Raw genomic sequence first — 13,949 nt, 5'->3', positions numbered from 1 at the left:
GCTACGAGCCGTTCGAGGTCTGGGCCACCGGCAAGCGCCTCATCGCCGACTGACGCCGCCGCACGGCCCCGCTAGGCTGAGGGGATGTCGCGCACGATCCCGTTCACAATAGTCCTATCGTAGGCATTGCTTGACTGCGACCCGCGTATCCGTCGCACATTGTGGCGAAGATCATCTGAGCCAAATCGGGCGTAACGCTGAGCTGTACGCGTGTGAAGGCTAGTGTAGGCGTTTACACGCATGACCTGGGCTTTGTCGTGCCGATGGGTTACCTCGCTCGCGAGCGCGGAGGGGAACGCGCGGAGAGGAGTAGTCAGATGGCGGAACAGCGCCTTGACGTGGAGGACGTAGCTGAGCTCGTCGGCGACCGAGTCGTCGAGCTCGTGGCCCGTCGGGCGGTGCGCTCATGGCGGCAGATCGCGGAGCGCGGGTCGGCATCGGATCACGGCGAGGCCGGATGGCTGATCGCACCGCTGGCGGCGGCGTTCGCGTCTGCGACGGCGGAACGTGTCGAGGCTCTCGTCGACACGGAGGGCGGAGTCGACGGGCTGATCGCCGCCGAGGCGCTCGGCGTCAATGTGCAGACGGTCCTTGAGGCGTCGCTCGCGGTGGCGGCGGGGCGGGTGGCCTCGTAGGCGTCCAGAAACGAAGAAAGGCCCCTACCTCCGAATGAGGCAGGGGCCTTCGTGTGGAACCAGGGGAGCGGGCCGTTCGACTACGGGGCGCCGCGCGCAGCCGTGTCCTGGCGTGGGTGCACGACGAGGGGGCTACCGTCAGGGCATGACGTGGAGTGACTCGATTCAGTTGATTCTCGCCGGGGCCGCTGTCTTCGCCGCTGTGGTCGCGCTTGTCGTCGGAGTCTTGGACAGGCGCACGCAACTTGAGATTGCGCGCCGGGCGCGTGAGCAGAGTCGGCTTGGACTTGAGCTCGAATATGCCGTGCGGCTGGCGGTGAATCTCAATAGGGGCGGCTCGACCGACCGTGCGGAGTCGTCACGGTTGAGTGCGGAAGCGCTGGCCCTCGCTACCGTCGTCGGTCCGCGATGGGTGCCTCGGCAGTGGCACGACGCCACGAATGGGATGTCCGAGGAGGAGCTTGCCGCAACCTTGGACAAGGATGAAGCCGAGACGCCGGACTGGGTGAGGTACAAGACTGAGACGGGCCTCGCGATCCGCGCCATTATCGACGAGATGTATCGCCCCTGACGGACGATCGGCCCCAGGGCTCTGGCAAGCCGGGGCGGGCCTACCGCTAGGGTTGGCGTCGTGGCTGACCTTGATGGGCCAGGGCGTTCGCGCTACGTGGAGGTAGTTGTCCGCGCGAAACTCCCCGACGACCTCTCGTTTGAGGAGTATCACCAGATCGTCGACGATCTACGGCTGGTCATTGCCTTCGCGTCGTTCTTGGATTCCATCGACGAGGTCTGGGACGAGTCCGTCACTCCGGATTCGACGGTGATCCGAGTGCAGTACGGGAGTGACTTTCTTTTCTCACTAGTGCTTGTCGGCGTAACTACCGTGCTTCCCGGCATGCTTATGGTGTCCAAGATCGTGAACGGTTTTGCTGACGCCCGGCTCAAGAAAGAACAGCGCCTCGGTCTCAAGGAGGAGCGCATTCGCAGGATGAAGGCGGGAGGGCAAGACGACGAGACCCGCGGCAGGGTATGGAAGCAACTCGATGCCGCCGACCGGCTGCCAGAAGGAGTTACGCCGCGGCAGTTCGAGCAAGTCGTCGCGGCGGCCTGGCGACTCGGAGAACTCCACATTCACATCGCTTTGGAGGCCAGTCGAACGGACGATCCCGACGACGAAGGGCCCTCCCCGGCGATGGGCGCTTGAGGTGTGGTGAGGGCGGGCGCTTCGCGGGCGAGGATGAGACGCGCCATGATGTCCGCCGCGTGCAGGCCGGGGACTGTGCGCAGAAGCTCCATGTACGCCGCACGGGTGACCCGGTCGACGTCGAGATTCGGGTCGGAGGCGCCGGCGCCGGCGGCGTAATCCGCGGCCAGGCGTAGGGCGCTCGCTGGGGTCCAACCGGTAGAGGGTGGCTCGGGTCGCCACTCGGGCAGGCTCCTGGCTTTGGACTCGTCCCGACCACGGATGCGTGGTCGGAGAGCCGGCTCCGTACGGTGACGTGCGTTTGGAATCATCGCTGCCACCTTCTTGCGGCCAGGGCGCCAGCGGCGCGCGAGGCGCTGGTGGCGGATCGGTCGGTCGTCAGGGAGAGGCCGCGGAGGGCAGCGAGGGCGTCACGGCGTAGAGCCCGAACCTCTGCGATCGCGGGATTGACGACGGTTTGGCCTTGGGAGCCGGTAGTCATCAGCCCATGCTCGGGAATCGTGTCGGCGAGTGCATCAGCGAGCGCAAGGAGCGCGCACGCCTCGTAGAGCGCCGCGAGCTGGGCCGCAGTGGCCTTGGGATTGTCCTCTGAGATAGCGGCATACGTCTCGCGGGCGCTGAGGCTCCACTCCTCGGGTAGGCCGTCGTAGCGGTCAGCGGTCATAGGAGGCCTCCAATCGGGAAAAGTCGAGGATGCGCATCGCGGGGCGTAGAACGAACCCATGCGCACGTATGGGGTCGAAAGCTATGCCGCACCGGGAGGGACGACCTCGCCCCGAGTTGAAACGGAAAGCGAAGGAGCGGGCGCTCCGGATGTGCCGCGAGCGAACCCAGCGTTCGTCGTGGCCGCTATGCTCGCGGCATGCCGGAAGATGACGAGACCGACGTGCGTTTCCGCTGCCCTCATTGCAACGCGTATAGCCACCACTTGCGATTCCCCCTGCTGGTGAGGTTGGCGGTGGCGACTGGGGGGTTCGCCGCCGGCAGCTTTTCCGACAAGGCGGAGGCGTTTCGGGTCGAAGGCACGCGCATGCTTCGCGGTGGCGATTCGGATGATCAGTGGCACGGGACCTTGTGTGTGTCGTGTAGTCGGTCAGCTGTCTGGCGTGACTCCGCGTTGATGTTCCCGCTGACCGGCGGGAACGTAGCGCGTCCTCACCCGGACATGCCCGAGGAGGCTCGGGAACTGTACGAGGAGGCAGTGGCTGTACTTCCCAGATCGAGGCGTGCGGCGGCGGCTCTCGCGCGAGCCGCTCTTGAGTCCCTGCTGAAGGAGCTTGCTCCGGCTGGGGGCAAGCCGAACCTGCAGGCGCGAATTGCGGAGCTGCGGGACCAGATCAATCCCAGCCTGTGGAAGGTACTCACCGCGCTGCGGGTCGTCGGAAACGATGCTCTGCACGGGGACACTGACGACCTGATCATCATGTACCTAAACGGCGAAATGTCAGAAACGGTCGAGCCGTTCTTCGAAGCCATCAACTCGCTCGTGGAGCAACTCCTGACTCAACCGCGAGTGGCATCCGAGATTTATGAACGTATCCCGGCGCCGAAACGCGAAGCGGCGGAGCGCGACGTTCGTTAGCGCGGGCCGAGCAAGGCAAGCAACAGTGCCCGACTTGGAGGTCTTGGATGCGCGTCGCGCCGGGCCCCTGATCCCAGCCACGCGCTCACGCCGCGCGAACCCACCTTGATCGCCGCGTGCTCTCGCCGCGCCCGAAAGGAGTGGAGCCGCGAGCACTCGATCGCGCACACCTTTCGAAGCGCGTTCGAGCTCTCCTCGTCGCTGTTGGCGCGAGGGTGTTAGTGGGGGATAGGTCGGGGTGCGAGGGCAGGGCCGCCCGTCTGCCTCGTTGGCTCGGGGCGACCCTGCCGAGTGATGGCGGTGATGACGCCGAGGTGTTACTTCGCGGTGTCGAGCTTGACGACAGCGCCGCCGTCTACCTCTTCGACGGCTGCCTCACCGGTGTCGTAGTCGCGCTGCACGTCGTAGAGCGGAGCGATGCCCGCGCCGACGAAGGTCGACACGACAGAGCGGTCGACGAGATAGTCGGCGGAGTAGTCGCGGAGGTAGCGCATCGCGATGCCCTCCTCGCGCACGACTGCGCCAAAGTTGGCGCCCTCCGGGATCGCCGGGGCCATTGTCGCAAGGAAGATGCCGGTCTTCGTGGCGAAGACGATCTGGTCGGCGTCGATACGGCCCGACTCGACGCACTGGAAGCCAGCGATGCGACCGATCGAACCCTTGCGGAGCGCCTCGGCGTCGCCGGTCTTCGAGAAGTCGAGGGCGCCGCTGTCGAGGAGCGCGTCGACCACGTTGCCGCCCACGTATGCGACGAGCGCCTCGTTGGCGACGTCGATACCGCGGTCACGGAGAGCGCGGCGGCCCAGCGTGAAGAGCTTGGCAGGGGCCTCGTCGTCATACTTGTCGGACACGTCAGTTGCCTCGACGTCGGCGATCGCGTCGCCGATGGCCGTCTCGATGCCATCGACAATCGCGTCGACCTGCGGCTTGAGAACCTGGGCGGAGAAGTCGCGCACGTCGAGCGAGAGCTCGGCGTCGCCGACCTTGACCGCCGAGACGAGGTGCGTCGACAGGTCGACCGAGACGCGGTCCTCGGCAATCTCGTCGAAGACGACGGCGGTCGTCTTGTCGCGGAGCGTGCGGGCGCGCGCCGTCAGGGCGCCGGGGACCTTGAGGTACGCCTTGCCGCCCGAACCGGATGCGAAGTCCGCGTCGGTGTAGCGGGCGACGTTCTGGCCGAGCGCGAGGCCCGCATCTGCAAGCTTGACGGCGACGAGCCCGATTTCATCGGCGGTGTACGTGTTGAATGCCATGTCTGTTCCTTTGGTTGTCGGCGCGATGCGCGCCGGAATCGAATGGGAAGGAACCGACCTGCGGGGTTGACGTCCTGCCGCCTGGGCAGGGTGTCGGCAGACACCATCCCTCGGGCCGCGAGCGCGCGCCTGGCGTGCTTGCGTGGCGTCGTAGGGGCGGGTGCCTGGGTTGCTCCCACGGGTGTCGTCCGGGCGCTCACGTCGCCATGCCGGGCCTGCCCGGCTTGCGTGTGTGAGCGCCGCTGTGACACCGCGGAGCGAGGGGATGCGCGAGCGGTGCTCGCTGGAGCCCGCCGGGGAGGGGCTCCGGTGCTCTGGCGTCGTCGCTCGTCAGCGAGGCGCGGGAGCGCACGCCCGACGCGAGGGTGCGCGGGCGTAGCTATGAAGTCGGCGTGTGGGCCAGCATCCACGAGGGGAGCCGCCGCGGTTGGCGAGCGCGAGCGCGCAGGATGTCGCGCGCGACGTCGTCAGGCGTGCTCCGACAGTTGCGGACGGGGCACTCGTGGAGGCGAGTCAGGATCCGGTTCTGCGTTGGCCGGTCGAGGGCGGCGAAGTGGGGGCCGTGTTTCGTGCTCATAGGCGAGGCTCCTTTCGGTGCAGGAACCGCTCGGCGGCGTCGATGACGGCGCCATCCGTTCCGGTGGCGGCGAGCAGCTCGCGGGGCCGCTCCACGGCGTCGCGTCGCCGCGCCAGGACGCCGAGGAGAACCTCGCGCTGCTCGGCCCATGCGAGGGCGGCGACGCGGTCGAGGAGTGCGTCGGCGAGGATCTCGTCGTCGGGGATGGTGGGCATGGAATTTTCCTCTCGTGCCTCCGGCTGGGGGAGGCGGTAGCGGCGCTCGTTGCCGGAACGCGTCTCGGCAAGGCCGAGCTCGCGGAAGAGCGCTATCGCGCGGCGGGGCGTGACGGTGACTGGGTGCTCCGGGTACCCCATCTCCTCGACGATCTCGGGCCACTCGTTCAATGGCTGAGGCGCCGCGTCCTGTCGCTCCTCGAAGCGGGCGCGGTTCCACTTGCCGAGGGCCATGACGTACTGCCGTTCGGCGTCCTCGAACGCCTCGACTGCCTCGTCCGCGAAGTTGATGAGGCCGTCGACGAGTTCGGCGCGCGTGACGACGACGTCCGCCTCGTCGCTCCACATCTCCAGGTAGGCGCGGGCAGTGGCGAGCTCGCGCTCGCGTCGACGTGCGCGCGAGACGCGCTTGCGCTCCGCGGGCGTCATAGGCGCCGGGCGGGGCGCGCGGGGTGCCTTTGGCGCGGGGAGGGGCTTCAAAGCACGGGGGAGTGCGTCGAGGACGGCGGCGAGGTAGGTGTCGACCTCGTCGGCAGGGGCGAGGCGCGCGTACGCGCGGAGGCCGCGGTAGAGGTCGCTCTGGCCGAGCTCGGGGATGCCGAACACGCGCTCGGGCATCGCGGCGAGGAGGTCGGTGAGGGATGCCGCGAGATCCTCGCGGGAGATTGGTTGAGGCTTGCCCTCGATGAGTCGGACGATGCCGTCGTCAGCGGAACGGTAGACGGGCGCCTCGTTGTTGAGGTGCCGGGCGAAGAAGTAGCGCGCGACGTGCGCCGCGGAGGGAACCCTGTAGTGGTGCCACCAGTTCGTCTCGGGATTGAAGAGTTCGATGTGGCGGGCGCGGTCGTCGCGGGGGTTCACGCCGCGGTGCGCGCGGGCGTAGAGACGGACTGCGTCGGGGACGTCTTGCATGGGATATCCGGTCCTTGTGCGCGCCGTTGAGCGTCTCGGCGATCCGGTCTCGCGGAGGGTCGGAGCACGGCAGATATGCCAGTAGGCCCAGCCCTCGGACCGGATAACGAGGGTGGGCCCACTGCGTTGAACCACGACGGTTGCTCAGGCCGTCGGGGTGCGTTTGAACGCGGTTACAGCGCTGGGGCGGTGCGCTCGGCGGCGTCGGCGAGGCGTCGGAGTTCGGCGATGAGGCGCTTCTGCTCGGCGTCTGTTGGCCGCAGGCTGGCCGCAGCCTCGCGGGCGAGGCGGGCCTGCTCGGCGAGCAGCGCGGCGGCGGTGATGGCGCACCGAGCCTTGCGCTCGCGGAAGCGGCGGACGCGGCAGGTTGTGCCGCATGTCTCGGCATAAGAACGGGCCGCGGTGAATCGGCGTCCGCAGACAGCGCAGTCAATCTCGTACGTCAATGCGGCTGTCCTCTCGTGTTCGCAACGGGATTGGGCCGAAGAAGAATGCCCGCCGCGTGGGCGGGCATTCTGTCTCTTCCTTCACGGAGATATGCCGCCTGGCTGCCCACGCGTACTCAGAGTGCGTCTGGGCGGCGGACGGGCTCATGCGCCGGTGGTCGACGAGGGCCGCCTGTGTGGAGAGATGCCGCCTGGGTCGGGATCCTGTCCAGACTTGTCGCGCCGCGGGTGCAGATGGTGCGGGCGTCGCCGGGGGCGGCTGGCGCCGGGGAGGTGGCGGCAGCCTATTGCGCCACGAAACGGTCACGATTCAATCGGAACGCTGTTTCTATATTCCTCTCACTAGTCGTCGTCTCTCTCTTGTCAGAACAAAGGAGATATGGCGCAAATTGGAATCGTGACCGGTTCATGACGCATTCGCGCCCCGCCGTCCGCTCCGGCGCCAATCGTGCCGCGTTGAGCTCGGCTAGCTCTCCGTCTGTTCCGCATCACGCGTCCGCGGCGCCCTGCTCGCGGCGCACAGACCGGCCCTAGTCAAGCTGCCCGGCGAGGACGTCGACGAGGTCGACGCGGTCGGGCGTAAATGCTCCACGGCGGATGGCTGGGACGATGCGGACATACGCGGAGGCCCCGCGCATGATTTCGCGCCGCTCGGGAATGGTCGCGCGCTCCCAGCGGTCGCCGTATGTCTCGCCGGTGCGCCGGTGGATCGCCTGCGTCCGGGGGAGCGCTTGAAGGCGGTCGCGCTCGCGGCGGAGAGTGACAAGCCGCTCGGCGAGCGCCATGACGTCGGCGTCCGGGCGTCGCATCGCGTCGGTCGTCTCCTCGATGGCCGCGACGACATCCGCGAGCTCCTCGGGTTCCTGGGCCTCCTCGACTGTCTCGACGACTTCCACGCGCCCGAATGCGGCGAGAAACTGGCGTTCCGCCTCCTCGTCTGCGAGGCGTGCGCGGATTGTCTGCGGGGCGTCGCACAGGCCGCCACGGTTGCGTGTCTGGCACACGTAGAGTTCCCATCGGCGACCCGGGTCGTCGACCGTGGGACGCCGCGATGAGCGAGCAACCATGAGGCGACCGCACGAGGAGCACACGGCGAGGCCCACGAGGAGGAGGGTGTCGTCGTGGATGGTCTTCGGAGCCGACTCGCCCATCTTGAGGATGCGGTCGAGCTCGCGGGCCTCCTCGGGCGTCACGAGCGGGGGCCAGACGATGAGGGGGAGGCCGCGCTCGTCGCGGACGAAGTCGCCAGGCTTCTGCGGCTCGCCGGGACGGCTGGCCTTCGCTCCGCCGGTGGTCGCGTAGCCGCGGATGCTGCCGTGGCGTAGGAGGCGGGCGACGACAGAGCGTGACCAGTCAGCGCCGCGACGGGGCGGGATGCCGTCAGCGTTCAGCCGTCTCGTGATCGAGAGGAGCGAGTCGCCGCGGAGGGCTTCCCCGACAATGCGGCGAACGACCGGTGCCTCGTCGGGGTCATGGACGAGAGTGCGCCCGACGCCGTCGGGAGACGGTGCCGAGGTGAAACCGTAGGGCGTGGGGCCGCCAGGCCAACGTCCGACCGTCGGGAGGTGCTTGCGGGCGGATGACACACGGAGCCCGATGGTCCGAGCTTCGAGTTCGGCGAACACTTGCGCGACCTGAGTCATCGCGCGGCCCGTCGCGGTCGAGGTGTCGAAGTCCTCGGTCGCGGACACGATGGCGATGCCTTCGTCGAGGAGTGTGGACACGTCGGCGACGTTGCGTGCAATTCGGTCGAGGCGGTGAACGACCACGGCCTCAGCCTCGCCCCGCTTGATACGTCGGCGGATCTCATGGATGCCGGGGCGGTCGAGACGATGGCGGGTCGCGGAGACGTCGATATCCTCGACGGTGTCGACGAGTGTCCAGCGCTTGCGCTCGATGAAGTCGGCGATGGCCTCGCGCTGCCGTTCCGGGCTCGTGGTCGTCTCGGTCAGCTTCGATAGGCGAACGTAGGCAAGGACTCGCATGATGAGGAATAGTAACGGCAGGACTATCGCGTTCACCAAGGGGCACGGCACCGGCAACGACTTCGTCATCGTCGCCGACCCCGACGGAGAGCTCGACCTCACCGATGATCAGATCTCGGTGCTGTGCGACCGGCACTTCGGCATCGGCGCCGACGGCATCCTGCGCGTCGTGCGCTCGCGCGCGATCCCCGAGGGTGCCGACATGCCGGATGCGGAATGGTTCATGGACTACCGCAACGCCGACGGCTCGACGGCCGAGATGTGCGGCAACGGCATCCGCGTCTATCTGAGGTACCTCCTCGACGCCGGGCTCGTTCAGCTCGGAGAGGGGGAGACGATCCTCATCGGCACCCGCAACGGTCCGCGGCCGATGACTCGCAGCCTGCTGGGCTTCGAGGTCGACCTGGGGGCGTTCCGCGTCGAGGAGGGCGAGACGCTGGTGCGCGCCCGCGGCCTGCCGGTGCCACGGCCGGGCCTGCGTGTGGACGTGGGCAATCCGCACGTCGTCGTCGCCCTCCCGTCGGACGACGATCTCGACGATCTCGACCTGACCGTCATCCCGCGGCTCCAGCCCGAGCCCGCGAACGGGGCGAACGTCGAATTCGTCGTTCCCGCCGATCCGCTGGTTCAGGACGGTGTGGGAGCGATCCGGATGCGCGTGTTCGAGCGGGGCGTCGGAGAGACGCTCAGCTGCGGCACCGGTGTGGCCGCTGCGGCTCTCGCGGTGCGGGAGTGGGCGGGCCCCGCGGCGCCGGATCGGTGGAGCGTCGAGGTGCCCGGCGGAATCCTGGGGGTGCGCGTGGCGCCGGTGGACGGCATCCCGCATGTCTTCCTCTCCGGCCCCGCGACGCTCGTCTTCTCCGGAGAGGTCGCCCTCGCGCAGCGATCCTGATCGCGCGCCGCCCCGATCGCACGCCGCGCAGCGGGCGGGCTCAGAGCTCGATCGCCTCGGTGCGCGGCACGCCGTGCCGGCGCACCCGGAGCACGCGATACCCGCGGCCGGTGGCGGCGCGATGGACGCTGTAGCCGCGGTCGAACGTGGCGGCGAGCCACCGCTGCAGCGAATCCGATCCGAGGTTGCGCTGCACCACGAGCCAGGCATCGCTGCGCTCGTCCAGCCGCGGGATCCAGCGCTCCAGCAGCCCGTGCAGCTCGTTCTTGCCCACTCGGATCGGAGGGTTGGAGCGGATCGTGCGGAACACGATGTCGTCGGGAACATCGTCGGGGATCGCGGCGTTGATGTTCTCGAGCCCGAGCGCGACAGCATTGCGGCGCACGAGGTCGAGGGCGCGCTCGTTCACATCCACCGCCCAGACCGTCGCATGCGGCGACTGCAGGGCGAGCGAGATCGCGATCGGCCCCCAGCCGCAGCCGAGGTCGAGCAGCTGACCGCCGGGCGGGGGCGGGGGAGTGTTCGACAGCAGCACCGCGGTGCCGGCATCCAGGCGGTCGGGGGAGAAGACGCCGCCCGCGGTCGTGAGCTCCAGCTCCCGGCCGGCGAGGGTGACGCGGATGGGGCGGAGGTTCTCGGGGCTGGCGGGTGCCGCACTGAAATAGTGGTCCCCGGATACGGGGCCCGCTTCACCGCCCATGGCCCCTGAGCCTAGCGGAGCCCGCCCGCACCACGGGAGGCTAGAGTTTACGGATGCCTGCGGGCACTCCGGGAAGGAACACATGACGGAGACGAGACAGACGTCCTCGCCGCAGGAGCCGGGCGCGGACCGGACCGATCCGGTCGCGCGCGTGCTCGCGCGGGCGGAGGAGCCGGGCGCAGCGGTGCGGGTCTTCGGCGCAGCGCAGGCGCTGCAGGACGAGCTCACCTCCGCGGACGCGAACGGCGACGGCGAGCAGTGGGATCGCGAGGAGCGGGCGGCGCTGCGACGCGTGGCGGGTCTTTCGACCGAGCTCGAAGACGTCACCGAGGTCGAGTACCGGCAGCTGCGACTCGAGAACGTCGTGCTCGTGGGCGTGTACGCCCAGGGCGACCAGGAGGACGCCGAGAACTCGCTGCGCGAGCTCGCCGCGCTCGCCGAGACCGCCGGCGCGGTCGTGCTCGACGGGGTGCTGCAGCGGCGACCGCATCCCGATCCGGCGACCTATCTGGGTCGAGGCAAGACGGAGGAGCTGCGCGACCTGGTCGCCGCCCTCGGGGCCGACACCGTGATCGCCGACACCGAGCTGGCGCCCAGCCAGCGGCGCGCGCTGGAGGACGTGGTCAAGGTCAAGGTGATCGACCGGACGACCGTGATCCTCGACATCTTCAGCCAGCACGCCAAGAGCCGTGAGGGCAAGGCGCAGGTCGAGCTGGCGCAGCTCGAGTACCTGCTGCCGCGCCTGCGCGGCTGGGGCGAGTCCATGAGCCGGCAGGCCGGTGGCCAGGTGGGCGCGGCGGGCGCGGGCATGGGGTCGCGCGGGCCCGGTGAGACCAAGATCGAGCTCGACCGCCGCCGGATCCGCACCCGCATGGCGCAGCTGCGCCGGCAGATCAAGGACTTCGGCCCTGCGCGCGCCGCCAAGCGCGCAGAGCGCGAGCGCCACACGGTGCCGTCGGTGGCGATCGCGGGCTACACCAACGCCGGCAAGTCGTCCCTGCTGAACCGGCTCACCAGCGCCGGCGTGCTCGTGGAGAACGCGCTGTTCGCGACGCTGGATGCGACGGTGCGGCGCTCGGAGACCGAGGACGGGCGCATCTACACGCTCACCGACACCGTCGGCTTCGTGCGGAACCTGCCGCATCAGCTGGTGGAGGCGTTCCGCTCCACCCTGGAGGAGGTCGCCGCCGCCGACGTCATCCTGCACGTCGTCGACGCCGCCCACCCCGATCCGGCCTCGCAGCTGGCGACGGTGCGGGACGTCCTGGGCGAGGTGGGGGCCCGTGACATCCCCGAGATCGTCGTGTTCAACAAGTCCGACCTCGTCGACGACGACACCCGCCTCGTGCTGCGGGGCCTCGAGCCGGACGCCCTCTTCGTCTCCTCGCGGACCGGCCAGGGCATCGACGAGCTGCGCGCGGCGATCGAAGCGGCGCTGCCGCTGCCCGCCGTCGAACTCCACGTGCTCGTGCCCTACGATCGCGGAGACCTCGTCTCGGCGGCGCACGAGAGCGGCATGATCCTGTCGCAGGAGCACGTCGAGCAGGGCACGCTGCTGCACGTGCGGGTGCCGGCGGGCCTGGGTGCGCGGCTGGCCCCGTACGCCGTCAGCTGAGCTCGAGCGCGGGAACCCCGGGCGTGGCGAACCCGAGCACCTGACCCAGGAAGCTCAGCTCGGCCTCCAGCGCCCGCACGATCGTCTCGGCGCGGCGGAAGCCGTGCCCCTCGCCCTCGAAGGGGAGGTACGCGTGCGCCACCCCGTGTGATCGGAGCGCGTCGCGTACCGCCTCGGACTGCGCAGGCGGCACGACGGCGTCCTCGAGCCCCTGCTCGAGCAGCATCGGTGTCGTGAAGCCCGCCGGACGCGACAGGGGGGAGCGCTCGATGTACACGGCCTCGGCCTCCGGCAGCGGGCCGACCAGGCGATCCAGATAGCGGGCCTCGAAGTCGTGCGTGTCCGCGGCGAGGGCACGCAGATCCGCGACACCGTACCGGCTGATGCCTGCTGCGAACACATCCGAGGCCGCCAGGGCGCACAGCACGGTCCAGCCGCCGGCCGAACCGCCGCGGATCGCGAGCCGGCGGGGGTCGGCCAGTCCCCGGTCGGCCAGACCGGATGCCGCGGCGATGACGTCGTCGCGATCGACCACGCCCCAGCCGCCGTCGAGGCGCTCGCGGTAGGCGCGGCCGTACCCGGTCGATCCGCCGTAGTTCACCTCGACGACGCCGATGCCGCGGCTCGTGAAGAACGCGATGTCCAGGGATGCCTCGCCGGCGGCGTGGGCCGTCGGGCCTCCGTGCGCGAGGACCAGATAGGGGGGCAGTTCGCCCTCCGGCGCGACGGCGTCGGGGTTGGTGGGCGGGTGCGCGAACGCGTGCACGGGCCCGCGCGGGCCGTCCACGGTCACCGCCCGGGCGACGGCGAGCCACGCCGCCTCCGGCTCGTCGTCGACGGTGCCTCGCACGAGCCGCGGGGCCGGCTCCGGCTCGGACAGGTCGAGCAGCCACAGCCCGCCCAGGGTGCGCGCGCCGCCGCCGCGCAGCAGCACGCGACTGCCGCGCACGTCGTCCAGCAGCACCCGGGCGGACAGGGGAGACGGGATGCCGCTCGCGGCACCCGACGACGGGTCCAGGAGCACGAGCTCGTCGCTGCCGCGGGTGCGCACCGCGAGGATCCGCCCGTCCTCGAGCGGGGCGAACCAGCGGATGCCGAGGTTCCACAGCGGTCCGCCGGTCTCCGCCTCGGCGGGGGCGACGTCCTCGAGCCCGTCACCGGTCCACCGCGCGAGGTTCCACCATCCGGTGCGGTCGGTGACCAGCAGCAGCTCGCCGGCATCCGTCCACTCCGGCTGCAGGGCCGACTCCGCCGGACCGCCGGCGATCACCTGCCAGGATTCCACGGTCCCGTCCACCAGGTCGCCCACGCGCAGCTCGGTCGCGTCCCAGGGCATGTCGGGGTGGTTCCAGGCCACCCAGGCCAGCTGCGCGCCGTCGGGCGAGACCGCGGGGTAGGCGAGGAAGTCGCTGCCGGCGACGACGGTGCGCAGTGCCCCGGGGTCGTCCGCCGCGGCGCCGTCGGCCGGGATCGCCACGATGTCGCGCCGGGGGGCCGCGTCGCCGGCGCCGTGATCCTCGCGGACGGCCCACACCTCGTCTCCGACGACGCGCAGGTCGCCGAATCGCATGCCCGTCTGCGCCGGGGTGAGCGGCCGCGGGTCGTCGCCCGGCCGCAGCGACCAGACGCGCTGATCGGTCTTCTCCACAAACAGCAGGACCCCGTCATCGGTGGTCGCCCAGGCGCCTCCGCCGTACTCGTGCACGCGCGAGCGCGCATCCCACGGAGCAGGAAGCAGCGTCTGCGGGATGCCGTCGACGAGCCTGCGGACGGCGGTGCGCCCGCCTTCGGCCGGGACCCGCTCCAGCCACCAGATCTCGTCTCCGACGAATCGGCCGCCGTCGACGGGGTGGGATCCTGCGGCCACATCGGCGGCGCTGATGGGCGACGGCCAGCTGCCGTACGGGAGGGTCTGGGGCATGGCTCCCACCGT

At 69.8% G+C, this 13,949-nt stretch carries 13 protein-coding genes; 6 read left to right on the top strand and 7 right to left on the bottom strand.

Features of this window, described 5'->3' with window-relative positions; genetic code table 11:
- The first annotated feature begins 317 nt into the window (after positions 1 to 317).
- From ACIWQI_RS14290 to ACIWQI_RS14280, 3 genes are all read left to right on the top strand, one after another.
- A complete protein-coding gene (locus ACIWQI_RS14290; RefSeq protein WP_396658392.1) occupies positions 318 to 635 on the top strand; it encodes a hypothetical protein in 318 nt (105 codons plus the stop codon).
- Positions 636 to 780: 145 nt separating this feature from the next.
- A complete protein-coding gene (locus tag ACIWQI_RS14285; protein ID WP_396658391.1) occupies positions 781 to 1,206 on the top strand; it encodes a hypothetical protein in 426 nt (141 codons plus the stop codon).
- A gap of 60 nt (positions 1,207 to 1,266) precedes the next feature.
- Entirely contained in the window at positions 1,267 to 1,839 is a 573-nt protein-coding gene (locus ACIWQI_RS14280) for a hypothetical protein (protein WP_396658390.1), read from the top strand.
- 307 nt (positions 1,840 to 2,146) lie between these two features.
- Here ACIWQI_RS14280 and ACIWQI_RS14275 read toward each other — a convergent pair whose 3' ends face one another.
- A complete protein-coding gene (locus ACIWQI_RS14275) occupies positions 2,147 to 2,503 on the bottom strand; it encodes a P27 family phage terminase small subunit (protein ID WP_396658389.1) in 357 nt (118 codons plus the stop codon).
- A gap of 198 nt (positions 2,504 to 2,701) precedes the next feature.
- Between ACIWQI_RS14275 and ACIWQI_RS14270 the strand changes: the two genes are divergently transcribed.
- Positions 2,702 to 3,421, top strand: a complete 720-nt coding sequence (locus ACIWQI_RS14270) for a DUF4145 domain-containing protein (protein WP_396658388.1) — start codon at positions 2,702 to 2,704, stop codon at positions 3,419 to 3,421.
- Positions 3,422 to 3,738: 317 nt separating this feature from the next.
- Here ACIWQI_RS14270 and ACIWQI_RS14265 read toward each other — a convergent pair whose 3' ends face one another.
- From ACIWQI_RS14265 to ACIWQI_RS14250, 4 genes are all read right to left on the bottom strand, one after another.
- On the bottom strand, positions 3,739 to 4,674 hold the full coding sequence (locus ACIWQI_RS14265; RefSeq protein WP_396658386.1) for a hypothetical protein: 936 nt from the start codon (positions 4,672 to 4,674) through the stop codon (positions 3,739 to 3,741).
- 573 nt (positions 4,675 to 5,247) lie between these two features.
- Positions 5,248 to 6,378, bottom strand: coding sequence for a hypothetical protein (locus ACIWQI_RS14260; RefSeq protein WP_396658384.1), 1,131 nt, complete (start codon positions 6,376 to 6,378; stop codon positions 5,248 to 5,250).
- Between the two features lie 173 nt (positions 6,379 to 6,551).
- Positions 6,552 to 6,824 carry a hypothetical protein gene (locus ACIWQI_RS14255; RefSeq protein WP_396658382.1) on the bottom strand — a complete coding sequence of 91 codons (273 nt, stop codon included), beginning with the start codon at positions 6,822 to 6,824 and terminating at the stop codon, positions 6,552 to 6,554.
- Positions 6,825 to 7,354: 530 nt separating this feature from the next.
- Positions 7,355 to 8,809: a recombinase family protein gene (locus ACIWQI_RS14250; protein ID WP_396658380.1), complete on the bottom strand. Its 1,455-nt coding sequence runs from the start codon at positions 8,807 to 8,809 to the stop codon at positions 7,355 to 7,357.
- Position 8,810: 1 nt separating this feature from the next.
- Between ACIWQI_RS14250 and dapF the strand changes: the two genes are divergently transcribed.
- Positions 8,811 to 9,701 (top strand): diaminopimelate epimerase, encoded by an 891-nt coding sequence (gene dapF, locus ACIWQI_RS14245; RefSeq protein ID WP_396658396.1) that lies wholly within the window; start codon positions 8,811 to 8,813, stop codon positions 9,699 to 9,701.
- A gap of 40 nt (positions 9,702 to 9,741) precedes the next feature.
- Here the strand turns inward: dapF and ACIWQI_RS14240 are convergent, their stop codons facing one another.
- A complete protein-coding gene (locus ACIWQI_RS14240; protein ID WP_396658378.1) occupies positions 9,742 to 10,401 on the bottom strand; it encodes a class I SAM-dependent methyltransferase in 660 nt (219 codons plus the stop codon).
- A gap of 82 nt (positions 10,402 to 10,483) precedes the next feature.
- Here ACIWQI_RS14240 and hflX point away from each other — a divergent pair, with 82 nt between their 5' ends.
- On the top strand, positions 10,484 to 12,016 hold the full coding sequence (gene hflX / locus ACIWQI_RS14235) for a GTPase HflX (protein WP_396658377.1): 1,533 nt from the start codon (positions 10,484 to 10,486) through the stop codon (positions 12,014 to 12,016).
- Here the strand turns inward: hflX and ACIWQI_RS14230 are convergent.
- On the bottom strand, positions 12,009 to 13,937 hold the full coding sequence (locus ACIWQI_RS14230) for a S9 family peptidase (protein WP_396658376.1): 1,929 nt from the start codon (positions 13,935 to 13,937) through the stop codon (positions 12,009 to 12,011). The genes hflX and ACIWQI_RS14230 overlap by 8 nt on opposite strands.
- Positions 13,938 to 13,949 lie beyond the last annotated feature (12 nt).

The organism is Microbacterium sp., assembly GCF_044508325.1.
Classification (GTDB): domain Bacteria; phylum Actinomycetota; class Actinomycetes; order Actinomycetales; family Microbacteriaceae; genus Microbacterium.
The sequence above is the reverse complement of the archived record's forward strand: the minus strand, read 5'-3'. Positions and strand labels throughout refer to the sequence as shown.

Coding starts and splice junctions, on each gene's coding strand:
- ACIWQI_RS14290 (WP_396658392.1), top strand. CDS start 318: ATGGCGGAACAGCGCCTTGACGTGGAGGACGTAGCTGAGCTCGTCGGC.
- ACIWQI_RS14285 (WP_396658391.1), top strand. CDS start 781: ATGACGTGGAGTGACTCGATTCAGTTGATTCTCGCCGGGGCCGCTGTC.
- ACIWQI_RS14275 (WP_396658389.1), bottom strand. CDS start 2,503: ATGACCGCTGACCGCTACGACGGCCTACCCGAGGAGTGGAGCCTCAGC.
- ACIWQI_RS14270 (WP_396658388.1), top strand. CDS start 2,702: ATGCCGGAAGATGACGAGACCGACGTGCGTTTCCGCTGCCCTCATTGC.
- ACIWQI_RS14265 (WP_396658386.1), bottom strand. CDS start 4,674: ATGGCATTCAACACGTACACCGCCGATGAAATCGGGCTCGTCGCCGTC.
- ACIWQI_RS14260 (WP_396658384.1), bottom strand. CDS start 6,378: ATGCAAGACGTCCCCGACGCAGTCCGTCTCTACGCCCGCGCGCACCGC.
- ACIWQI_RS14250 (WP_396658380.1), bottom strand. CDS start 8,809: ATGCGAGTCCTTGCCTACGTTCGCCTATCGAAGCTGACCGAGACGACC.
- dapF (WP_396658396.1), top strand. CDS start 8,811: ATGAGGAATAGTAACGGCAGGACTATCGCGTTCACCAAGGGGCACGGC.
- ACIWQI_RS14240 (WP_396658378.1), bottom strand. CDS start 10,401: ATGGGCGGTGAAGCGGGCCCCGTATCCGGGGACCACTATTTCAGTGCG.
- hflX (WP_396658377.1), top strand. CDS start 10,484: ATGACGGAGACGAGACAGACGTCCTCGCCGCAGGAGCCGGGCGCGGAC.
- ACIWQI_RS14230 (WP_396658376.1), bottom strand. CDS start 13,937: ATGCCCCAGACCCTCCCGTACGGCAGCTGGCCGTCGCCCATCAGCGCC.